This window comes from Mesorhizobium sp. Cs1321R2N1, assembly GCF_037179725.1.
Classification (GTDB): domain Bacteria; phylum Pseudomonadota; class Alphaproteobacteria; order Rhizobiales; family Rhizobiaceae; genus Mesorhizobium; species Mesorhizobium salmacidum.
Map to the genome: position 1 here is coordinate 13,851 of NZ_JAPYKP010000029.1, position 23,060 is coordinate 36,910.

The 23,060-nt window shown below is 62.5% G+C and carries 19 protein-coding genes and 1 pseudogene; 8 read left to right on the forward strand and 12 right to left on the reverse strand.

Annotation, left to right across the window (positions count from 1 at the left end):
- Window positions 1–38: 38 nt before the first annotated feature.
- From O7A61_RS10670 to O7A61_RS10705, 8 genes and pseudogenes are all read left to right on the forward strand, one after another.
- Window positions 39–995 carry a carbohydrate ABC transporter permease gene (locus O7A61_RS10670; RefSeq protein ID WP_337129752.1) on the forward strand — a complete coding sequence of 319 codons (957 nt, stop codon included), beginning with the start codon at window positions 39–41 and terminating at the stop codon, window positions 993–995.
- Window positions 992–1,936 carry a carbohydrate ABC transporter permease gene (locus tag O7A61_RS10675; protein WP_140504271.1) on the forward strand — a complete coding sequence of 315 codons (945 nt, stop codon included), beginning with the start codon at window positions 992–994 and terminating at the stop codon, window positions 1,934–1,936. The genes O7A61_RS10670 and O7A61_RS10675 overlap by 4 nt, the downstream gene beginning before the upstream one ends.
- A 4-nt stretch (window positions 1,937–1,940) precedes the next feature.
- The gene (locus tag O7A61_RS10680) at window positions 1,941–3,056 is read left to right on the forward strand and encodes an ABC transporter ATP-binding protein (RefSeq protein WP_140711924.1); all 1,116 of its coding nucleotides are present in this window, start codon (window positions 1,941–1,943) and stop codon (window positions 3,054–3,056) included.
- Between the two features lie 107 nt (window positions 3,057–3,163).
- Window positions 3,164–4,681 carry a GMC family oxidoreductase gene (locus tag O7A61_RS10685; RefSeq protein ID WP_337129753.1) on the forward strand — a complete coding sequence of 506 codons (1,518 nt, stop codon included), beginning with the start codon at window positions 3,164–3,166 and terminating at the stop codon, window positions 4,679–4,681.
- Window positions 4,678–5,439: pseudogene (locus O7A61_RS10690) on the forward strand (3-ketoacyl-ACP reductase). Before O7A61_RS10685 ends, O7A61_RS10690 begins: the two are co-directional and overlap by 4 nt.
- Before the next feature lie 12 nt (window positions 5,440–5,451).
- A complete protein-coding gene (locus O7A61_RS10695; RefSeq protein ID WP_337129754.1) occupies window positions 5,452–7,080 on the forward strand; it encodes a GMC family oxidoreductase in 1,629 nt (542 codons plus the stop codon).
- An 11-nt stretch (window positions 7,081–7,091) separates the two neighbouring features.
- Window positions 7,092–7,376 carry a Dabb family protein gene (locus O7A61_RS10700; RefSeq protein WP_442921062.1) on the forward strand — a complete coding sequence of 95 codons (285 nt, stop codon included), beginning with the start codon at window positions 7,092–7,094 and terminating at the stop codon, window positions 7,374–7,376.
- A 122-nt stretch (window positions 7,377–7,498) separates the two neighbouring features.
- On the forward strand, window positions 7,499–8,716 hold the full coding sequence (locus tag O7A61_RS10705) for an MFS transporter (RefSeq protein WP_337129755.1): 1,218 nt from the start codon (window positions 7,499–7,501) through the stop codon (window positions 8,714–8,716).
- Window positions 8,717–8,720: 4 nt separating this feature from the next.
- Here the strand turns inward: O7A61_RS10705 and O7A61_RS10710 are convergent, their stop codons facing one another.
- The 12 genes from O7A61_RS10710 to O7A61_RS10765 form a co-directional block, all read right to left on the reverse strand.
- On the reverse strand, window positions 8,721–9,566 hold the full coding sequence (locus O7A61_RS10710) for an EamA family transporter (protein ID WP_337129756.1): 846 nt from the start codon (window positions 9,564–9,566) through the stop codon (window positions 8,721–8,723).
- A gap of 7 nt (window positions 9,567–9,573) precedes the next feature.
- A complete protein-coding gene (locus tag O7A61_RS10715) occupies window positions 9,574–10,482 on the reverse strand; it encodes an endonuclease/exonuclease/phosphatase family protein (protein WP_337129757.1) in 909 nt (302 codons plus the stop codon).
- A gap of 116 nt (window positions 10,483–10,598) precedes the next feature.
- Entirely contained in the window at window positions 10,599–12,152 is a 1,554-nt protein-coding gene (locus O7A61_RS10720) for a cation:proton antiporter (protein ID WP_337129758.1), read from the reverse strand.
- A gap of 158 nt (window positions 12,153–12,310) precedes the next feature.
- Window positions 12,311–13,375: an ABC transporter ATP-binding protein gene (locus tag O7A61_RS10725; RefSeq protein ID WP_337105529.1), complete on the reverse strand. Its 1,065-nt coding sequence runs from the start codon at window positions 13,373–13,375 to the stop codon at window positions 12,311–12,313.
- 15 nt (window positions 13,376–13,390) lie between these two features.
- The gene (locus O7A61_RS10730) at window positions 13,391–14,182 is read right to left on the reverse strand and encodes an ABC transporter permease (protein WP_337129759.1); all 792 of its coding nucleotides are present in this window, start codon (window positions 14,180–14,182) and stop codon (window positions 13,391–13,393) included.
- Window positions 14,179–15,093, reverse strand: a complete 915-nt coding sequence (locus tag O7A61_RS10735; protein WP_337105527.1) for an ABC transporter permease — start codon at window positions 15,091–15,093, stop codon at window positions 14,179–14,181. Before O7A61_RS10735 ends, O7A61_RS10730 begins: the two co-directional genes overlap by 4 nt.
- Window positions 15,094–15,155: 62 nt before the next feature.
- Window positions 15,156–16,262 carry an ABC transporter substrate-binding protein gene (locus O7A61_RS10740; RefSeq protein WP_027142957.1) on the reverse strand — a complete coding sequence of 369 codons (1,107 nt, stop codon included), beginning with the start codon at window positions 16,260–16,262 and terminating at the stop codon, window positions 15,156–15,158.
- Between the two features lie 242 nt (window positions 16,263–16,504).
- On the reverse strand, window positions 16,505–17,677 hold the full coding sequence (locus O7A61_RS10745; RefSeq protein ID WP_337129760.1) for an iron-containing alcohol dehydrogenase: 1,173 nt from the start codon (window positions 17,675–17,677) through the stop codon (window positions 16,505–16,507).
- Window positions 17,678–17,694: 17 nt separating this feature from the next.
- The gene (locus O7A61_RS10750; RefSeq protein WP_337129761.1) at window positions 17,695–19,083 is read right to left on the reverse strand and encodes an aldehyde dehydrogenase family protein; all 1,389 of its coding nucleotides are present in this window, start codon (window positions 19,081–19,083) and stop codon (window positions 17,695–17,697) included.
- 83 nt (window positions 19,084–19,166) lie between these two features.
- Window positions 19,167–20,537, reverse strand: a complete 1,371-nt coding sequence (locus O7A61_RS10755; RefSeq protein WP_140504303.1) for a glutamine synthetase family protein — start codon at window positions 20,535–20,537, stop codon at window positions 19,167–19,169.
- Window positions 20,538–20,624: 87 nt separating this feature from the next.
- The gene (locus O7A61_RS10760; RefSeq protein ID WP_337129762.1) at window positions 20,625–22,181 is read right to left on the reverse strand and encodes an amino acid permease; all 1,557 of its coding nucleotides are present in this window, start codon (window positions 22,179–22,181) and stop codon (window positions 20,625–20,627) included.
- A 21-nt stretch (window positions 22,182–22,202) separates the two neighbouring features.
- Entirely contained in the window at window positions 22,203–23,021 is an 819-nt protein-coding gene (locus O7A61_RS10765; protein WP_337129763.1) for an N-formylglutamate amidohydrolase, read from the reverse strand.
- Window positions 23,022–23,060: the final 39 nt, after the last annotated feature.

A 23,060-nucleotide genomic window follows, 5' to 3' on the forward strand; every position in this document is an offset into this window, starting at 1 on the left:
CGTGAGGCCGGTCGGCCGGACGCCGATGGGAGGAACCCATGAGCACAGTTGCGACAAGCCAGATCAAGCTGACGCCGGAGCATGCCCGCCCGCGCACCTCTGTGCGGTCGCGCCTGCAGGACGCCTTGCCGAAAATCGTGCTGGCGCCGAGCTTCGCCATTACTATCGTTTTCGTCTACGGCTTCATCCTGTGGACGATCTACCTATCCTTCACCAACTCCAAGACCTTCCCGTCCTACTCCATAACGGGCGGGCGCGCCTATCAGCGACTCTGGGGCTGGACCTTCGACACCGATCCGCCATCGAGCTGGTACACGTCGATCACCAATATGGGCATTTTCGGCTTTCTCTACATCTTGATCTGCCTGGCGCTCGGCCTGTTCCTGGCCATCCTGCTCGACCAGAAGATCCGCGGTGAAGGCGTGCTGCGTCCGATCTATCTCTACCCGATGGCGCTCTCCTTCATCGTCACCGGCGTTGCCTGGAAATGGTTCCTCGACCCTGGCCTCGGTCTCGAGCAGACGCTGCATCAATGGGGCTGGACGAGCTTCCATTTCGACTGGATCAAGAACAAGGATTTCGTTATCTACACCGTGGTCATCGCCGGCGTCTGGCAGGCCTCCGGCTTCATCATGGCGATGTTCCTGGCCGGTCTGCGCGGCATTGACGGCGAGATCATGAAAGCGGCGCAGATCGACGGCGCCACCACCTTCCAGCTCTATCGCCGCATCGTCATTCCGCTCTTGCGGCCGATCTTCCTGTCAGCCTTCATCGTGCTCGCGCACCTTGCCATCAAATCTTACGATCTGGTTGTGGCGCTGACCAGCGGTGGCCCCGGCGGCTCGGCCTGGCTGCCGTCCAACTTCATGTATGAATACACCTTCAAGCGCAACGAAATGGCCGTCGGTTCGGCAAGTGCCGTGATCATGCTGATGACCATCGTCGCCATCATCGTGCCCTATCTCTATTCGGAACTCAGGGAGAAGTCGCGATGAGCGCGGTGACCACTCCCACCCGCCAGGCCAGCGGCGGCATGAACGTCAAGATCGTCAACCGCATCGTCATCTACGGGCTTCTGGCGCTGTTCGCGCTGTTCTACCTGATGCCGCTGTTCGTCATGCTGGTGACCTCGTTCAAGACCATGGACGAGATCCAGAATGGCAACATGCTGGCGCTGCCCAAGGCGCCGACCTTCGAGCCCTGGCTGAAGGCCTGGGGCGAGACCTGCGTTGGCCTCACCTGCGCCGGCATCAAGGGCTATTTCTGGAACTCCATCAAGATGGTGGTTCCCGCCGTGCTGATCTCGACCATGCTCGGCGCGCTCAATGGCTACGTGCTGACCAAATGGCGTTTCCGCGGCGCGACACTGGTGTTCGGGCTGATGCTGTTTGCCTGCTTCATCCCGTTCCAGTCGGTGCTCTTGCCGATGGCGACGATCCTGGGCAGCCTCGGACGGTTCGGCGTGACGCTGCAGAACACTGTCGGAACCAGCTTCGGCCTCGGCAACCCGACGGTCAACCTGGTGTTCGTCCACGTCGTCTACGGCATCGGCTTCACCACGCTGTTCTTCCGTAACTACTATGAGGCGTTCCCGACCGAACTGGTGAAGGCCGCGCAGGTGGACGGCGCTTCCTTCTTCCAGATCTTCCGGCGCATCATGCTGCCGAACTCGATGCCGATCTTCGTCGTCACCGTCATCTACCAGTTCACCAACATCTGGAACGACTTCCTGTTCGCCTCCGCCTATGCCGGCACAGGTGACGCGATGCCGATGACGGTGGCGCTCAACAATGTCGTCAACACCTCGACCGGCGTCGTCGAATACAACGTCAACATGGCCGCTGCGATGATCGCCGCGCTGCCCACCCTTCTCGTCTATGTGCTCGCCGGCCGCTATTTCGTGCGTGGCCTGATGGCCGGCGCGGTCAAAGGATAACGCAATGGCTTTTCTGGAAATTGATGGTCTGAGGAAGCGTTTCGGCCAGGTCGAGATCCTGAAAGGGATTAACCTCGAGCTTGAAAAGGGCGGCTTCCTGGTGCTGGTCGGTCCGTCCGGCTGCGGCAAGTCCACGCTGCTCAACACCATTGCCGGACTGGAGACGATCACCTCTGGCGATATCCGCGTCGACGGCCGCACCATCACCGATCTTCACCCGTCCAAGCGCGACATCGCCATGGTGTTCCAGAGCTATGCGCTCTACCCGAACATGACGGTGGCCGGGAACATCTCCTTCGGCATGGAGATGCGCGGCGTACCAGCCGAGGAACGCCAGAAAGCGATCGACAAGGTGGCCAAGGTCCTGCAGATCGGCCATCTGCTGCAGCGCAAGCCGAGCCAGCTCTCCGGCGGCCAGCGCCAGCGCGTCGCCATGGGCCGGGCATTGGTGCGCGACCCCAAGCTGTTCCTGTTCGACGAGCCGCTGTCCAACCTCGACGCCAAGCTGCGTGTCGACATGCGCATCGAGATCAAGCGCCTGCATGCCACCACGGGCACAACCATCGTCTACGTCACCCACGACCAGATCGAGGCGATGACGCTGGCGACCAAGATCGCGGTCATGCGTGACGGCGAGGTGCAGCAATTCGGCACGCCGGCGGAAATCTACAATAACCCGAGCAATGTCTTCGTCGCCGACTTCATGGGGTCGCCGGCAATGAACTTGATCCCGGCGACCATCGGCGGCAATGGCGGCGATCTGGCCGTCGTGCTTGATCGCGAGGCACGCCAGCCGATCACCTTGCCGATGGCCAACGCGCCGGCCGGACTGTCGGCGTTCAAGGGCAAGCCGATCATCTTCGGCGTCCGCCCGGAGGCGCTCACCGATCCGGAAGGCGCGGAACGCAACGCCTCGCAAATCGCCACCGCCGATTGTCATATCGAGGTTGTGGAACCGGCCGGTTCCGACACTTTCGCCGTCACCAATCTCGGCGGCAAGGGCGTGGTGGCGCGGCTGCGCGCCGATGCCAACATCCAGCCGGGCACCAACACGCCGCTGGCCTTCAACCTGACCAAGGCGGTGTTCTTCGACCCGGCGACCGAGAGCCGTATTCGCTGATGCGTGTCGCCCAAAAGTGGATCCGGTTTTGGGGCAACGACATGCATCAAAACAAAAGACCTGAAGCGGGTCGCATGTGTCAATTCAAACGCGGCGCGCTTTAGGCGATGGCAAACCCCGATATCGTCATCATCGGTTCCGGCATCGGCGGCGCCACGATCGCCTCCGGTCTGGCCGGCAGCGGCGCCTCTATCCTGATGCTGGAGCGTGGCGAACCGCTGCCGGCAACGCCGCACGCGCGCGACACACGCGCCATCTTCGTTGACGGCCATTACCGGCCGAAGGAGATGTGGCGCGAGGCCGGCGGCGCCGCCTTCAACCCCGGCAACTATTATTATGTCGGCGGCAATTCGAAATTCTTCGGCGCGGTGCTGATCCGCTACCGCAAGGAAGACTTTTCCCCCATGGAACACTTTGGCGGCGTCTCGCCGGCATGGCCGTTCTCCTATGAAGAGTTCGAGCCTTGGTATTCCAGGGCAGAGCAGCTTTTCCGCGTGCGCGGCGCGCTGGGCGAGGACCCAACCGAGCCATTTCATTCGGTTCCCTATGCCTTCAAGCCGGTGCCCGACGAGGCGCCGATCGCGCGCGCCCGTGCCGAACTCAAGGGGCTGGGGCTGCATCCGGCCTCCCTGCCGCTCGGCGTCGACATCGACACCTGGCTGAAGGAGGGCAGGACCGGCTGGGACGCTTTTCCCAATACCGGCCAGGGCAAGGTCGACGCGCAGACCGGACCGCTGACGGCGGCCCTGACCGACCAGAACATCAAGCTCGAGACCCGCGCCTATGTCGAATATCTCGAAACAGCCCCGGACGGCAAAACCATCTCGGCCGTTCACTACCGCCAGAACGGCGAGCCGAGGAAAGTCGCGCCGAAGCTGGTGATCCTGTCGGCCGGCGCGGTCAATTCAGCGGTCATCCTGCTGCGCTCGCCCTCACCCGGTAATGGCAAGGGGGGCGGCAACGGCCTGGCCAACCGCTCCGACCAGGTCGGCCGCAACTTCATGAATCACAATTCGAGCGCCATGCTGGCGATCGATCCGCGCCGCAGGAACGATGCCGTCTACCAGAAGACGCTGATGCTGAACGACTATTATCTCACGGGCGGCAAGGGCGGAAAACCGCTCGGCAATGTCCAGCTTCTCGGCAAGATCGACGGCAACATGCTCAAGGCCAATGTGAAACGGGTGCCGAAATTCGCGCTCGACTTCATGGCCGGCCATGCCATCGACTGGTATCTGATGTGCGAGGACCTGCCCGATCCGGAAAGCCGCATCATGGTCGACGGCAAGGACATCGTCATGCAATGGCGACGCTCAAACATGCAGTCGCTCGACGGCCTGACCAAGGTGATGCGCGCGAATTTCCGCGCCTGCGGTTATCCCATCGTGCTGTCGCGCCCGTTCGACAAGCGCACGCCCTCTCATCAGTGCGGCACGGTCAAAATGGGCGATGATCCCGCCACGTCGCCGCTCGATCCGTTCTGTCGCGCCTTCGATCACCGGAACCTCTTCGTCGTCGACGCCAGTTTCCTGCCGAACTCGGCCGCCGTGAACCCGGCGCTGTCGATCGCCGCCCAGGCGCTGCGGGTAGCCGAACACATCCGCAAAACAGAGCTTGCCGCATGACCCGCCCGGCAGCCATCGTCACCGGCGGCGCGCGCGGCATCGGCCTTGCCTGCGCCGAAGCGCTGGCCGACGCCGGATTCGACATTCTCGTCGCTGACCTTGCCAAAACAGCCGCAGGCGAGCTCGCCGCTGACATCACAGCGCGCGGCGCGAAGTTTGCCTATGTCGGCTGCGACATCGCCGACCTTTCCACCCATGCTTTCCTCGTCGACGCCGCCATGCGCGCCTTCGGCCGCATCGATTGCCTGGTCAACAATGCCGGCGTCGGCGCCGTGGTGCGGGGCGACCTCCTCGACCTCAAACCCGATAATTTCGACCGCGCGCTCGGCGTCAACCTGCGTGGCACCGTCTTCCTCAGCCAGGCCGTCGCCAAGGCGATGCTGGCCAAGCCGGGCGATCATGCCAAGTCAATCATCACCATCACCTCGGTCAGCGCCGAGATGGCCTCTCCGGAACGCTCCGAATATTGCATGTCGAAGGCAGCGCTTTCCATGTAGGTGAAGAACCTGGCGCTCAGGCTCGCCCCGGAAAACATCGGCGTGTTCGAGCTGCGGCCGGGCATCATCCGCACCGACATGACGGCAGGCGTGAGTGCCAAATACGACGCGCTGATCGACGGCGGCCTGGTGCCGGCGAAACGCTGGGGCGAAGCCTCCGATATTGGTGCCATGGTGGCGGCGCTCGCTGCCGGCAGACTGGGTTTTTCGACAGGCTCGATCATCAATGTCGACGGCGCGCTCTCCGTGCCCCGGCTGTGAACGGATGAGACAATGACCGACTACATCATCGTGGGCGCCGGTCCGGCCGGCTGCGTGCTGGCCAACCGGCTAAGCGAGGATCCCTCCAATTCCGTGCTGCTGCTCGAAGCCGGCGGCAAGGACTGGCACCCCTATATCCACATGCCGGCGGGTTTCGCCAAGATGACCAAGGGCATCGCCTCCTGGGGCTGGTCGACCGTGCCGCAGAAACACATGAAGGACCGCGTCTTCTGGTACACGCAGGCCAAGGTGGTCGGCGGCGGTTCTTCCATCAACGCCCAGATTTACACGCGCGGCAATGCCCGCGACTACGACGCGTGGGAGAAGGAAGAAGGGCTGGTCGGCTGGGGCTACCGCGACGTACTGCCCTATTTTAAGCGCGCCGAGAACAATCAGCGTTACGCCAACGATTTTCACGGCGACCAGGGCCCGCTCGGCGTCTCCAACCCGATCTCGCCGCTGCCGATCTGCGAGGCCTATTTCCGCGCCGGCCAGGAGATGGGCATTCCTTTCAACCCGGATTTCAACGGCGCCAGCCAGGAAGGCGTCGGCTACTACCAGCTCACCCAGAAGGACGCCCGCCGGTCCTCCGCTTCGGTGGCCTATCTCAAGCCGATCCGCGACCGAAAGAATCTCATTGTCCGGACCGATGTGCTGGTCACCCGCATCGTCGTCGAGAACGGCCGTGCCATCGGCGTCGAGGTGGTCGACAAGCCGGGCGGCGAGACAACAATCCTGCATGCCAACCGCGAGGTGATCGTCTCGTCCGGCGCCGTCGGTTCGCCGAAGCTTCTGATGCAGTCGGGCATCGGCCCGGCCGACCACCTGAAATCGGTCGGCATCACGCCGGTACACGATCTGCCAGGCGTAGGCTCCAACATGCAGGATCATCTCGACCTGTTCGTCATCGCCGAATGCACAGGCGATCACACCTACGACAATTATGCCAAGCTGCACCGCACGGCCTGGGCCGGCCTGCAATATCTGCTGCTGAAGAAGGGACCGGTGGCTTCCAGCCTGTTCGAGACCGGCGGCTTCTGGTACGCGGATCCGACCGCCGCCTCGCCCGACATCCAGTTCCATCTGGGTCTCGGCTCCGGCATCGAGGCCGGCGTCGAGAAGCTGAAAAACCCGGGCGTCACCTTGAACTCGGCTTTCCTGCGGCCGCGCTCGCGCGGAACGGTGCGGCTGAAAAGCGCCGATCCAGCCGACCATCCGCTGATCGATCCGAACTATTGGTCCGATCCCTATGACCGCGCCATGTCGCTGAAGGGGCTGCGGCTGGCGCGAGAGATCATGCGGCAGAAGGCACTTGCCCCCTACGTGCTGCGCGAGGTGCTGCCCGGTCCGTCGCTCGCCAGCGATGACGAGTTGATCGACTATACCTGCCGCACGTCCAAGACCGACCACCATCCCGTCGGCACCTGCCGCATGGGCCATGACGAGATGGCGGTGGTGACGCCGGATCTCAAGCTGCGCGGTATAGAAGGCTTGCGCGTCTGCGACGCATCGGTGATGCCGCGTGTGCCTTCTTCCAACACCAACGCGCCGACCATCATGGTTGGCGAAAAGGGCGCTGATCTGATCCTTGGCCGCGAGCCGCTGGCGCCAGCGGTGTTTTCCGGCAATCGTGCTGCTTAGGGAGTGGTAAAATGATCAGGCACCGTGTTTTCGCAAGATTTCGTAGTGATGTGTCCCCGGCCGAGCGCACGGCTATCCACGCCGATCTCGAAGCGTTGCGGCAGGTGATCGAAGGCATGGAGACGGTTCAATTCAGCGCCAATGTCAGTCCGGAGCCCTTCGCGCGCGGTTTCAGCCATGGCTTCACCATCGATTTCCGCGATGCAGCGGCGCGCGACGCCTATCTCGTCCATGAGCGCATCAGCGTGCCGGCGCCCGGCTGGTCGCGGCCCTCGAAGGCGGCACCGACGGATTGATGGTCTTCGACCTCGATCTTACGAAAAAGTGAACCGCCGGCCTTTCGAAAGCCGCCCGATCGCTGTTCTCTTTTGCCGACAAGGCGACATATCGTTCCTTTGGGGGCACAAAGGAGGACGCCTTGAACCTCACCGCCGAGCAGAAGAAAACCGTTCTGGCGTCATTTCTGGGCTGGACGCTCGATGCTTTTGATTTCTTCCTTCTGACCTTTCTGCTCACCGATATTGCGGCTGAGTTCCAGACCGATGTCCCCGCGGTGTCAAAGGCTCTGTTCCTGACCTTGGCGACCCGCTTCATCGGCGCGTTCTTCTTTGGCATGCTTGCCGACAAATACGGTCGCAAGCCGATCTTGATGCTCAACATCGTCAGCTACTCGGTGATCGGGGCGCTGGCTGCTTTCTCTCCCAATCTCGGCATCTTCCTGGCGCTACGCGCCCTGTTCGGCATCGCCATGGGCGGCGAATGGGGCCTCGGCTCCTCGCTTGCCATGGAATCCATACCGCCGCGGGCACGCGGCATGGTCTCGGGTATCCTGCAATGCGGTTATCCCGCCGGTTACCTCCTGGCGGCGGTGGTCTATGGGCTGCTCTACGGACAGAAGGTCGGCGACTTCGTCCTCGGCTGGCGCTTCATGTTCCTGCTGAGCTTCATACCGGCGCTGATGGTGCTGTTCATCCGCTCGCACGTGCCGGAATCGCCCCCCTTCATCGAGGCACAAAAGCAGGTCAGACCGGGGTTGCTGGAAACGCTGCGGAACCACTGGCGCGTCGCGCTCTATGCCGTGGTGCTGATGATGTTCTTCAACTTCTTCAGCCATGGCACGCAGGACCTCTACCCGACCTTCCTGAAGAAACAGCATGGCTTTGATCCGCATACGGTGAGCTGGATCACCATCGTCGCCAATATCGGCGCCATTGTCGGCGGCCTGGCGTTTGGCTCGCTGTCGGAGAAGATCGGCCGCATCAACGCCATTACCATCGCATGCATCATCGCCCTGCCGGCGATCCCGCTATGGGCCTACAGCTCCACGCCCTTCATGCTGGCCATTGGCGCCTTCATCATGCAGGTCGCGGTCCAGGGTGCCTGGGGTGTCATCCCGGTTCACCTCAATGAGCTTTCGCCCGGCGCGGTGCGCGCCACCTTGCCCGGCTTCATATACCAGGCCGGCAATCTCGCTGCCTCCTACGGCGGTCCGTATCAAGCGGGGATCGCAGAGGCACCCGGCGGCAGTTATGGCTATGCGCTGGCGCTGTTTGCCGGCGTGGTCGCCGTCTGCATCATCGTGGTCATCCGCTTCAGTCCGGAGCGGCGCGGTCAGGTTATGACGGTGCTGGGTTGAAACGTCAGCCCATCCTCAGCGCGATGACGCCTGCGACGATGCTGAGCGCGGCGGCACCGCGCCAGCCCGTCATCTTCTCGCCGAGCGCGTAGACCGAAATCATCATGGCGAACAGGATCGAGGTTTCGCGCAGTGACGCCACCGAGGCGATCGGCGCCTTGGTCATCGCCCACATCACGATCCAGTAGGCGGCACCGGAAAGTACGCCGGTGAACAGCCCGGTCTTCCAGTCGCGCGCCAACACCGGAAGCGCCTTGGGTCCTCGGAAAACCAGGCAGAGCACCAGCGCCCCAAGCGCATCGCAGATGAACAACCAGGCGGCATAGCTTTGCGCGGTTGCGGCCAGCCGCGCGCCGCTGCCGTCTGACAGCGTGTAGCTGGCAATGAAGATCGACGTGCCCAGCGCAAATGCGACCGCGCGCAGGTTCAGCTTCTCCAGATGCGCCCCGCCACGAAACGACATCACCAGCGTTCCGGCCGACAACAGCAGGATGCCCACGATGGCAAGCGGTGCCGGCACCTCGGCGACAACGAACATCCCGCCAATCGCGGCCAGCAGAGGTGCCGTGCCACGCGCCAGCGGATAGGTCTGGGCAAAATCGCCGGCCTGGTAGGCGCCGATCAGGAAGGTGCGGTAGCCCATGTGGAAGATCACCGAAGCGGCGATATAGGACCAGACTTCCACCTTGGGCACCTCGACGAAAGGTAGCACCACGAGGCCAGCGACCCCCATGCCGAACGTCATCAAAGTAATCGACAGGAAGCGGTCGAGATGCACCTTGACCAGCGCGTTCCAGATCGCGTGCATGGCGGCCGCGGCAAGCACCGCGAAGAAGACGAAAAGCGTCATATGGAGCTCATCGACCTCCAGCGCCGAAGGGCGTTTCGAGATCGATGTCGACCTGGACAGGGAAGTGATCGGAAGCAACCTCGCCTATATCGGCGCTGACCGAGCGCACACGCCCGGCCAACATGCCGCCGACAAAGCAATGGTCAAGACGGCGCTTTGCCAGTCTGCCGTCGATGATCTTCTCATGCGTATGGAAATCACCAGCCGGTTCAACCGCCACGGCGGCGGCATCGACGAAGCCGTCGAGATAGGCTGCTCCACGATGATATGGCGTGCTGCCGACGATGCGACGGTATTCGACGCTGTCCGGCTCCATGTTGAAATCGCCCAGCCAGATCGCCGCCGGCGGATTTTCCGGCTCGACTTCCCCATGTGTCCAGTTGCGCGAAGGTTCGTCGTCCACGCCGCTCCACGGTCCGCCTTCCCGCGGCGCCCGGCGATGCTGCGCCCCGAGATAGTCGATCTGGTCCAGCCGCTCTTCCGCGGCGATGTGCGCGAGGTGCAGCGAAAGCACCCTGACCGACCCGGCCGGCGTGCGGATCATGCATTCTAGCGCGGCGTTGCGGGTGTTGAGCGGACGCAGCGTACGGCGCATCGGCAGCGCGTGCAGCCGCGACCAGACGATCGGCAGTTTTGACAGGACCATGGTGCCGAATTGCCGGCGGCGGTTGACCAGACGGCCGTCCCGCCATTCGCTGGCATCCATGTCGAAGGCCGGGCCATACACCCAGTGATAATCAGGCAGAAGCCGTGAAAGCAGCTCCGGCTGGTCGTCGAAATTGCTGCGCTGCCAGTGCCGCTCGACCTCCTGCAAGGCGATGATGTCGGCGCCGGCAATCATGCGCGCGGCGCGCGAAAGATCGTAGCGCCCGTCGCTGCCGAACCCGTACTGGATGTTGTAGCTGACCAGCTTCATTGCTTATCCGGCTCACTTCCCGGTGTTGGCAGTAACGGTTCGGTCGATCGCTTGCAATGTGCAGGAGGACGGACGGGGCTTGGGCCAGCAGGGCGGCGGTCGAGATGCGGCATCTGCTAGTCCGTGGTCAGCGGCTGGAACCGGCCTGCCGGCGACGCCGCCAGTTCCGCCCAGTCGATCTCTTCCTCCAGCCGGTGATAGGCTTCATCGCCGATCGTGCCGTTGCTGCGCAGTTCCTCCAGCGTGTCGCGCTGGCGGTTGATGGCGTAGAGCCGCAGCCGGTCGTATTCAGTCGCCGCCTGCGCATCCTCCGGATTTTCCGCGATCTGCCGCTGAGCCTCGTACTGCTCGCGCACGACGGCCGCCGCTGCCGACGTCTTGCGGCTCAACACGTCAAGCGCTGCCTGCATGACGGCAACACGCGCCTGAGCCACTTCGCGATCGACACTCGTATCCCGTTCGAAGTTGAGTATCCGCAGCAAGGGCTTCAAGGTCATGCCTTGCAACACCAGCGTGCCCAGAACCACCGCGAAGGCGGCTAGTACGATCGGATCGCGGCCGGGGAAGCCGGCCGGCAGGGCAATGGCCACCACCAGCGTCACCAACCCCCGCATGCCGCACCAGCCGACCAGCACGGCGCCGCGAAATGTCGGCGCTTCTCGCCTTCTGTCTTCGCCGCCGAAGCGGGCGAACCATCTGATGATCGCAACGTAACTCGCCACCCAGACGAGGCGTGCCAGAATGACCACAACCAGCACCGTCGCGGCAAAGACAAAGGCTCCGCCCTGCCCATCGCCGGAGAGCCGGCCGACGATAGAGCGTGCCTGCAGCCCCATCAGCACGAAAGCCAGCACGTTCAGCACGAACACCGCCGATTCCCAGACCGAATAGGTGCTGACGCGGCGTCTCGCCGACATGCGGCGCGGCGCGCTGCGCGCGATGGTGATGGCATAGACGACGATGGTGATGATGGCGGAAAGACCGAGCCTGTCGGCCAGGATCCACACTCCGAATGTCCCGGCGAACTGCACCACGGTGCTGCTTGCGGCGTCGTCGATCCGGCTAAGTGTCAGCAGCGAGACACGGCCAAGCACATAACCCGCAGCCAAACTGCCAATCGTCGACAGCAAGATCACCGGAATGGCGTTGCTCAGCAGGATCGAACCGAGCGCGGCCGAAACCGCCAACCGGTAGATCAGCAGCGCGGTGGCATCGTTGAGCAGGCTCTCGCCCTGCAGGATGGCGGTGAGGCGGTACGGCACCTTGAACTGGCCGAGCACCGCGCTCGCCGCCACCGCATCCGGCGGCGCGACGATGGCGCCAAGCGCGACCGCCGCCGCGATCGGCAGCCCGGCCATTTTCCAGCCGACGAAGGCAACGACTAGGGTGGTGAAGACCACGGCGCCGAGCGCCAGCAGCACCAGAGACAGCCTGTAGCGCTTCAGGTCGCGCAGCGACGTGTCATAGGCGGCATCGAGCAGCACCGGCGCGATGAACAGGGCAAGCGCCAGTTCCGGATCGATCTCGATCACAGGCGCGCCAGGTACGAAGGCAATCGCGACGCCGGCCAGGGCAAGAAGGGACGGATAGGGAATCTCCAGCCGTCGCGACAGCGCCGTCAGCGCGACGGCGGTCAAAAGCAGGATAAGCGTCAGTTCGAAAAGGGCCATGCGCTATCGTAGCGGCCGAATGAAACGATTGGCAGTGCCAAAGTCGTGGCCGTGAAACAACGGGTGATACTTCTGGCACGGGTTGTGTCGCCGCGGACAGCACGGGAATTCGGATTGCTGGAGCACCCGTTCGGGAGCGCCAATCGACCGTGGATTACCTAATGCAACACCAGCATATCACTCGACGAGAACGAAATCTCCGCCTTTTCACCTACCGCGGGCGGCGGCGTCGCCGGGCTGTTGAATGTGTCGAGCGACACCGTGTTGCCCCCGATGCCGACGCGAACACGGATCACCGAGCCGAGGAAGTGTACTTCGGAAATCTCGCCCGAAAGACTGGAATCACGGCCGGGCTGGCGACCAAGCGAAATTGCCTCGGGCCGCAGCGCCAGCGACAGCATGTCGCCGGACTTCGAGCCGTTGAGCTTGCCCTTGAGCGAGACTTCCTGCGTGTTGACCTGCACCGTACCCGATGCGGCGTCGGTGACCTTGCCTTCGAGCACGTTCAGCGTACCAACGAAATTGGCGACGAATTTGGTCGCCGGCCGGTTGTAGATCTCGAACGGTGTGCCGACCTGCTCGGCCTTGCCGCCATACATGACGGCGATGCGGTCGGAGATGGACAGCGCCTCTTCCTGGTCATGCGTGACGAAGATAGTGGTGATGCCGAGCTTCTTCTGGATCGAGCGGATTTCCTCGCGCAGCGACACACGTACCTTGGCGTCGAGCGCCGACAGCGGCTCGTCGAGGAGCAACAGCTTCGGTTTCGGCGCGATCGCACGCGCCAGCGCAATGCGCTGCTGCTGGCCGCCGGAGAGCTGGTAAGGATAGCGGTCGGCCATCTGCGGCAGCTTGATCATGTCGAGCATCTCGGCGACGCGGGCATCGATATCCGCCCTGGGCATGCCGGCGACCCTCAGGCCGAAGCCGATGTTCTGCGCCACGGTCAGGTTCGGGAACAGCGCATAGGCCTGGAACACCATGCCGACATTGCGCTGGTTGGGCTTCAACCGGGTGATGTCCTTGCCGGCTACGACGATCTTGCCGGCTGATGGCTCCTCGAAGCCGGCGACCATGCGCAGCACAGTGGTTTTGCCACAGCCGGACGGCCCAAGAAACGAGACGAATTCACCCGGCTCGACGTCGAGATTGAAGTCCTCCACCACCGTGGTGGCGCCGAAAGATTTTCGGACGTGCTGGATGGAGAGGAATGGCTCGGCCATGGTTCTTTCTTTCAATCAATTCGGGCGGTTGGCGGACTTCGGCGCAAACCGCGACAGGACCTGGATCAGCGACATGCAACCCCAGGTGATTACGAAAGCAATAATGGACAGCGCTGCCGGTTCATAGGCTCGGTTGGCAACCAGGTTCTGCAAATAAGGACCGAAAGCGGGCCGATTGAGCAGACTTGCCATGGTGAACTCGCCGATGACGATCGCGAACGTCAGGAAGGCCCCGGAGAGCACGGCGATCAACACGTTGGGAAGGATCACGCGGGTGACGATCGTACCCCAGCCGGCGCCGAGGATCTGGGCAGCTTCCGTCAGCGTCCGAACGTCGATGGTACGAAGGCCGGTGTCGACTGCTCTGTACATATAGGGCAGCGCCAGCGCCGCGTAGCCGATGACCAGCAGAGCATTTGTGGCTGTATTGTTAGACAGGAACGGCAGGGGCGAATTCGAGCCGTACATCCTGATATAGCCGAAAACGATGACGATGGCCGGGATGACCAGCGGCAACAAGGTGATGAACTCGACCACCGGGCGAAGCTGGGGCAGACGCAGCCGGATCCAATAGGCGGTGGGCACAACGATCAGCACACCAAGAAGGATGGTGAAGACCGCCACGATCACCGAATACATGAAAGTTGTCTGGAACTGGTTATCGCCGAGCACGACCTTGTAGGCGTCGAAGGAATAGACGCCGCGACGCATGCGCAGCGAAAACTCGATCGTCGCGATGAGCGGTATGAAGAAATAGGCCGCGCCGAGGATGAAGACGACCCAGGCCCAGAATTTGCCAGCCTTCATTTGAGCCACCTCTCGGAACGGGACCGGAACCAGATGTAGAAGATGTTGGCCAGCCCGGTGATGAAGATCATGCCGAACGCAATCGCATAGCCGAGGTGGGCATTGTGCAGCACATCGCCGCGTATCTGCGCGTAGAGCAGGATGGGCACGATGTTGAGCGAAGAGCCCGTTAGCGCATAGGCGGTGGCGATGGCGCCGAAGGCGTTGGCGAAAAGCAAGATCACGGTGCCCAGGAAACTCGGCCATAGCACGGGTATCACAACCATCCGCCAGTACTGCGACTGTGTCGCGCCGAGCGTCGCTGCGGCCTCACCCCATTCCTTCTTCAGCCCGTCGATCGCCGGCACGATGATGACCACCATGAGCGGGATCTGGAAGTAGACATAGGTGAGCGTCAGCCCCCAGAACGACAGCAGGTTGAAACCATGCGCATAGAGGTTCAGCCCAACCAGTGTATTGAGCAGAACGGTAACGAGCCCAAGGCGGCCAAGCGTGGCGATGAAAGCAAACGCAAGCGGCACGCCGGCGAAATTGGAAGCCACCCCGGAAAAGGTCAGCGTTGCCGACCGTATCCAGTTCGGCAGACCGCCTCGTACGATGGCAATCGCAATGGCCAAGCCTGCAAAGGCGCCGATCAGCGACGAGGCCAGGCTTACCTTGATCGATATCCAATAGGCGGCAACGATGTTCGCCTGCGACAACGCGAAGATGTTATCCAGCGTGAATTCGCCTGCATCGTTCTGGAATGCGCCGAGCATCAGGTAGAGCGTCGGCAAAATCAGAAACATGATGGCGAAAATGAAGAACGGCGTCACCCCGAGCCACTGCGTAGGAAACCGCAAGGCGCGCGCTTCTCCTGGGGGCGCGGTCTTTCCCGCAATGGCCTGACTGGAAAGCGTAAGATCGGTCATGCGCCGGCTACCGTCTTCGAGGAAAGACCGGGCGGCCACGTGGCCGCCCGGTGGATTTCAAGTTACTTGACGTTGGCGCCGACGACAGCGTCCCAGTTCTTGGTGATGGCTTCCTTGGCCTTGCCCTGTTCGTCGAGCGTCGGGAACGCGGCGGCGGCATAGGATTCCGCCGGCGGCAGCTTGGCCAGCACGTCAGCCGGGACCTTGCCGTTCTTGGCAAGATCGTTGAAGCGGATCGGGTGGCAATAGCCCTTCAGCCAGCCGATCTGCCCCTCGTCCGAATAGAGGTATTCCATCCACAGCTTGGCTGCATTCGGATGCGGCGCGAAAGCGCTGATCGCCTGCACGTAGACACCGGCGACAACGCCGGTCTTCGGCACGATGACGTCGACGGGCGGGTTGCCCTTCAGCGTGTCGCGGCCCGAAAGCGCGTTGTAGTCCCAGGTGACGAGGATCGGCGTCTGGCCCTGGGCGAGCGTCGCCGTCTTGCCGATGACCGGCACGAAATTGCCGGCGGCGTTGAGCTTCTTGAAGAAGTCGAGGCCAGCGGTGCCGGCGGCTTCGCCAGCTGCCGCACCACCGGAAAGGCCGGCGGCGTAGACGGCCTGGATGGCCTGGTTCGAAGCGCGCGGATCACCGGCAAGCGCGACCGAGTTGGCGAATTCCGGCTTCAGCAGGTCGGCCCAGTCGGTTGGAGCTTCCTTGACCAGATCCTTGTTCACTTCGAAGGCGAGCACACCGTAATAATCGCCATACCAGGCGCCATCGGCATCCTTGGCGCTGTCCGGGATCGAGTCCCAGGTCGACACCTTGTAGGGCATCAACAGGCCGTCGGCCTTGGCGGTCGGGCCGAAGGACAGGCCGACGTCGATGACATCAGGAGCCTGCGGGCCCTTGTTGTCCTTGTTGGCCTTGATCGCCTCGACTTCATCGCCGGAACCGGCGTCGGGGTTGAGTTCGTTGACGGTGATTTCCGGATATTTCGCCTTGAAGCCGGCAATGACGTCGCCGTAGCCGCACCAGTCATGCGGCAAGGCGATCGTGGTGAGCTGGCCTTCGGCTTTGGCCGCCTTGATGAGATCGTCCATCGAAGCGGCGGACGAAATCACCGACGACACCATGAGGGTCGCGGCCGAAAGGGAAAGTACTTTCCCCGTGAATTTGAACATGTGTTCTCTCCATTGAACTGACGCCGTTGGACGTCTGCGATGCGGTATAGTTTCCGTGTGACAGCCAGATGAAAGCTTTGTGAAACCAGCGCCTCGCAGCGTGAAAAGTTAACTCTTTTTAACGGACTGTAGCAATTAGCCATCACTTAATTTTCCGGCTAATCATTAATCCGCCCTATATCGCCCCTTCCCCTTTCCTTTCCCCTCGTTTCCCGATCAACTTCCGCACCCCGGAACCGGCCTCAGACCGTCCCGGCGATCGCGTTTTCGAGCAGTGTCAGCGCCGCCTTCTTGGTCAGCTTGACCGGGTTGCCGCCGGCCGTTGGATCGACCACCGCCATGTCGGCGATCAGCGCCTTGCGCTTCTTGTCCATGTCGAGCCCCTTGATCAGACCCGGCAGCGCGTGCGGCACCTTCAATTCCTTGCGCAGCTTGATGATTGCCTTGGCGAAGCCGTCGAAGCCGCCCTTGATGCCGCAATAGGCGGCAAGCCGGGCAATGCGCTCCTCGATGGAGTCCCGGTTGAAGGCCAGCACGTAAGGCATGAACACGGCATTGGTCATGCCGTGATGGGTGTCGTAGAGCGCGCCGATCGGATGCGACAGCGAGTGGATGGCGCCCAGCCCCTTCTGGAAGGCGGCGGCACCCATGGCGGCCGCGCTCATCATATGGGCGCGGGCGACGAGGTCCCCACCGTGGGCATAAGCCTTCGGCAGGTTCTCGAACACCAGGCGCACGCCTTCCACGGCAATGCCATCGGCCATGGGATGATAGCCCGGCGCGCAATAGGCTTCGAGGCAATGGGCGAGCGCGTCCATGCCGGTGCCGGCGGTGATGAAGCCCGGCATGCCGACCGACAGTTCCGGATCGGCAATGACGATCGCCGGCAAAAGTTTCGGGTGGAAGATGACCTTCTTGGTATGGGTCGCCTCATTGGTGATGACACCGGCGCGACCGACCTCCGAGCCGGTGCCTGCAGTGGTCGGCACGGCGATGATCGGGGCGATCGCATCGGAGTCGGCGCGCGTCCACCAGTCGCCGACATCCTCGAAATCCCAGACCGGCCGCGTCTGGCCGGCCTGGAAAGCGATCAGCTTGCCGAGGTCGAGCGCCGAGCCGCCGCCGAAAGCGATGACACCGTCATGCTTGCCCTTCTTGAATACCGCGATGCCGGCGGTGAGGTTGGAGTCCACCGGGTTCGGCTTCACCTCGGAGAACACGCCATAGGGCACCTTGGCCTCATCGAGTATCCTGAGCGTCGAGGCGACGACCGGCAGTTTCGCCAATCCCGGATCGGTCACGAAAAGCGGCCGCTTGATGCCGGTGGCCGCGAGCACCTCCGGCAATTCCTTGATGCGCCCGGCGCCGAAGCGGACGGTGGTGGGGTAGTTCCATTTGGAGATGAGCTTGGACATTGCTTGTCTTTCAGAAATCAGATGGCTTCGCGCAGGTGGAATGACTTCGGCCTCGTCAGATTGTCGTAGCCGATGGCCGACAGCCCGGCGCCCTTGCCGGTGTCCTTGACACCGGTCCAGACCAGCGCCGGATCGAGATAGTCGCAGCGGTTCATGAACACCGTGCCGGTCTCGACCCGGTCGCCGATCGCCACCGCATGCTCGGTGTCGCGCGTCCAGATCGAGGCGGTCAGCCCATAGGCGCTGTCGTTCATCAAGGCGATCGCCTCTTCGTCGTTGCGCACCTTCATGATGCCCACGATCGGGCCAAAACTTTCCTCGCGCATGACGCTCATCTGGTGGTCGACTCCGGTCAACACCTCCGGTGCCAGATAGGGCGAGCCGGCCTTGTCGTTAGCCACCTTCATGTTGATGTGCGCCACCGCACCCTTACGCAGCGCTTCGGCTTTCTGCTCGCGGATCATGTCGGCGAAACGCGCTTGCGCCATCGGCCCCATCGTCGTCGCCTGCTCCAGAGGATTGCCGACGACATAATTCTTCGTCTCGGCGATGAAGCCTTCGACGAACTCGTCATAGACCTTCTCGTGCACATAGACGCGCTCGATGCCGCAGCAGCACTGGCCGGAATTGAAGAAAGCGCCGTCGACCAGATTGGCGACCGCATGGTCCATCTTGGCATCGGGCAGCACATAGGCCGGATCCTTGCCGCCGAGCTCGAGCCCAAGCGTCATGAAGGTGCCTGCCGCCGCCTTTTCGATGGCGCGGCCGCCGCCGACCGAGCCGGTGAAATTAACATGGTCGATCTTGCCCGAACCCAGCAGTTTTTCGGTCTGGGCGTGGTTGAGAACCACGTTCTGGAAAACGCCCTTGGGCAGGCCAGCCTTGTCGAAGGCCTGCTGGAAGCGCTCACCGACCAGCAATGTCTGCGCCGCATGTTTCAGGATAACGGCGTTGCCGGCCATCAGCGCCGGTACGATGGTGTTGACGGCGGTGAGATAAGGATAGTTCCACGGCGCGATCACCATGACCACGCCGAGCGGATCCTTCTTCACATAGCGGCGGAAGCCGTCCTTCGGGTTGGAGGCCGGCACCGACTTGAGCGCCTGCTCGGCGATCTCGACCATATAGTTGGTGCGTTCCTTGACGCCGCCGAACTCGCCGCCATAGCGAACCGGTCGCCCCATCTGCCAGGCAATCTCCGGCACGATCTCATCGGTCATCGCGACCAGCGCTTCCAGCATCGCCAGCATGCACTTGCCGCGCTCGACGATCGGCGTCTCAGCCCACTTCTCCTGCGCCGCTTTGGCGCGCTCGACCGCGGCATTGATCGCCTGATCCGTTGCGATCGGACGCTCGGCGTAGATCGAGCCGTCGATGGGAGATTTTACCTTGACCGTTTCGGTCATTCGTTCAGTCCTCGCACTTCATGAATCTTGATTGGCGCCGCCGCCATTCCAGCGATGGCCGGAGAGGGCAGCGGCGGCTTGGTTTAATATCGTTCGAACCCTCTGTGCAGTTCCCAATCCGTGATCCGGCGGTCGTATTCGAACTGTTCCCACTTCGCCGTGTGGACATAGTGCTCGAGCACATCCTCGCCGAGCGCCTGCTTCAGCATCTTCGACTTGGCCAGCGTCTCCGTGGCATCGCGCAGTGTCTTCGGAATCTCCGGCAAACGAGAAGCCTGATAGGCGTCGCCGACGAAAGGCTTCTGCAATTCCAGCTTCTCGTCGATGCCGGCAAGGCCGGCCGCGATCAGCGCCGCGAAGGCCAGATAAGGATTGAGGTCGGCGCCGCCGATGCGGCATTCCATGCGGATGCCCTTGGTGCCCTCGCCGCACAGGCGGAAGCCGGCGGTGCGGTTGTCCTCGCTCCACATGATCTTGGTCGGCGCGAAGGTGCCGGCCTGGAAGCGCTTGTAGGAATTGATGTAAGGCGCCAGGAACCAGGTGAATTCCTTGGCGTATTTCAATTGTCCGGCCGCCCATTGCTGGCCGAGCGTCGACAAGGTCCAGTTGGCCTTCTTGTCGAAGAACAGCGGCGTCTTGCCGTCGGCGCTCCACAGCGAGTTGTGAATGTGGCTGGAATTGCCGGCGAGCCCGTAATTGTACTTCGACATGAAGGAGATCGCCTTGCCTTCGGACTCGGCGATTTCCTTGGCGCCGTTCTTCAGGATGACGTGGCGGTCGGCCATGTCGAGCGCTTCGGCATAGCGCACATTGATCTCTTCCTGGCCCGGGCCCCACTCGCCCTTGGAATTCTCGATCGGAATGCCGGCCGCTTCCATCTCGTTGCGAAGCCGGCGCATGACGCCTTCTTCCTTGGTGGTGATGCCGATCTGGTAATCGCCGATATAGGGCGAAGCGGTGTCGAGACCTTGCCAGTGCTTCTTGCGGGCGGAATCATAGGTCTCGTTGAACAGGTAGAATTCGAGCTCGGAAGCGAAATAGCCGATGTAGCCGCGCTCGCTCAGCCGCTTGACCTGTTTCTTCAGGATGGCGCGCGGCGAATGCGGCAGGTCGTCATGGGTGTGGTGGTCGAGCACGTCGCAGATCACCAGCGCCGTCTTCTCCAGCCATGGAATGCGCCGCAGCGTCGCCAGGTCCGGCTTCATGACGAAATCGCCATAGCCCTTCGACCAGCTTGCCGCCTTGTAACCCGGCACCGGTTCCATATCGATGTCGGCCGCCAGCAGATAGTTGCAGCCATGCGTCTCGTCATGCGCGGAATCGACGAAATATTGCGCCAGGAACCGTTTTCCCGCCAGTCGGCCCTGCATGTCGACGATGCAGGCCAGCACCGTGTCGATCTCGCCATTGGAGACCGCTTTCTTCAACTGATCGAACGAGAAATTTCCGGCCATTCCTTTGACACTCCAGTGCTTGGTCGTTGAAAGGGAGAAACAAAACCATGGCCGGCGCGATGCCGGCCATGGCCATGATGGTAGATGTCAGTGGCCGGTTTCGCCGACCGCCTGCTCGGCTGCCTTGATCGCCGCCTGGCGCGCCGCGATGATGTCGCCGAGCGGCGGCCCCTGGAAGCGGTTGCGCTCGAAAGCGAACCAGACGATCGCAGTCAGGATGAAGAAGCCGACAGTGATGTAGAGCGCCCAGTCGTTCGGCGGCTGGATGCCGATGATGAAGATCAGGATCATCGACACGATCGACAGGAAGCCGAACAGCATGAACACGCCGCGCCCCATGTTCCACGGCCCCATCTTGTCCCACTTCGGTGTGCCCCAGGCCAACATGCCGAGCACGATCGGCACGATGAAGGACAGGAACAGGAAGATGACGGTGCAGGACACGACGATGGTGTAGGCCGAGGTGCCGGCGACCGAAACCAGCGTCGAGCCCCAGACGAACAGCACCGACAGGATCGACGCCGTCCAGATCGCCGCCACCGGCGTGCGGTAGGTCGGGCTGACCTTGGCAAGGGCCGATGAACCGGGCAGGCCGCCGTCGCGCGAGAAGGCGAAGATCATGCGCGAGGCCGACGTGACGGTGGCAAGGCCGCACAGCAGCTGAGCGACGAAAACGACGAGATAGACGAATTCCTTGATGCCGGGGCTGACGCGCTGGTCGAAGGCCCAGAAGAACACGTTCCAGCCCTGCTTGGCGGCGTCGTCCATGTTGGGGATCATCAGCACGAAGGCGACGAGGAACAGATAGCCGAACAGTGCCGACCAGATCACCGACATGACCATGGCGCGCGGCACCGAGGAAGCCGCCTTGATGGTTTCCTCGGAAGTGTGCGCCGAAGCGTCGTAGCCGGTGATCGTGTAGATCGGCAGCAAGAGCCCGAGCGCGAACACCCAAGCGTTCGAAACCTGCGGCCAGACGCCGCCGCCGGCATCGCCGGAGTAATTGTGGAACGTAAACAGCCGGCTGAAATCCCAATGTTCCGCCGAGATCAGGCAGACCACCGCGATCAGGATGGCGCCGAAGAAGATCAGATAGCCCGAGAAGTCAGTCAGCTTCGCCGTCAGCTTGATGCCGAGATGGTTGATCAAGGCCTGGGCGCCGGTGATGATGATCAGGAAGATCATCTGGTTGGTCAGCGTGCCCTCGATGCCAAGCGCTGGCCCGAAGGCGCCGACGAAGAACGTCCAGGTGCCGACATTGATGGCACCGAGCACGGTGATCAGGCCGAGCAGATTCAACCAGGCTGTCACCCAGCCGGTGCCACGGTTGCCGAGGATGGATCCCCAGTGATAGAGGCCGCCGGCGGTCGGATAGGCCGAGCTGATCTGCGACATGGCGACGGCGAAGGTCAGCGAGACAAAACAGCCGACCAGCCAACCGATGCCGATGCCGATGCCGCCTGCGCCTGAGGTACCTTGCGCCAGCGAATTGATGCCGCCCGACAGGATGCAGATAATGGAGAAGGAAACCGCGAAATTCGAAAAGCGGCTGAGGCGCCGCTCCAGTTCCTGGGCGTAGCCCATGCTGTGGAGGGCCTTTACGTCCTCCGCCTTGTCAACGTCTGTATAACCCGGTGCTGTCATTGGAAGTCCCCTGTTTGTTTCTCAGCTGGCCGATTGGACTGACTTTCTGACTGAATGCGATCTGGGCCGCGTGGCCTCCTCTGGCTCCAGATTGGAAAAAATGCCGGTGAGCAGATCCGCCCATTTCCGCTGCCCGGTCTCGCCGGAGATTTCGTCGTTGCGGATCTCGATCATCGCACAGGGCAAGCCGCGCGAACGTGCGTGCCGTTCCAGCGTGAAATACACGCGGTCGGCCGGCGAATAGGGCTCGTTGACGCCGACGGTTACGCCGGCAAGCCGCTTGAGTGCCGCGATCAGCGGCGCCGCCAGGCGGCGATCCTCGTCATGGATAATGCCGATGTGCCAGGGCCGGTTTTTGGACTTGTAGACCGGCGTGAAGGAATGGACGGAGACCAGCCGCGTCTCCTGGCCGCGCGCCAGCCGCTCCTCGACGATGCGCTCGATCGTGCTGTGAAATGGCTGCCATGACAGGGCCACCCGCGCCGCGAGCTGCTTCTCGGACAGGCCGGTATTGCCCGGTATGGCTGTCGTTTCGCTGACCTGCGGCACCAGGTCCGGCGCGTCGAGCGGCCGATTGCAGTCGACGACCAATCGCGAAATCCGGGTTTCGACCAGCGTGGCATCGAGTGCCTGCGCCATCCGCGACGCAACCGGCAGCGCACCGGGATCCCAGGCGATGTGGCGCGTCAGGTCCTCGGCGGCGAGGCCGAGCGTGCCGAATTCGGCCGGCAGGAAATTGGAAGCGTGGTCGCAGGTCAGTACGAAAGGGCTCGATCCGCCGGGGTTCGTCACCCGCACGGTATCAGACGATGCAAGGCTGGCGGGCCGTGCTTTCTCCATAGTCTGCCGTCCCCGGGGAGCGCTGTATCGTATGTTACG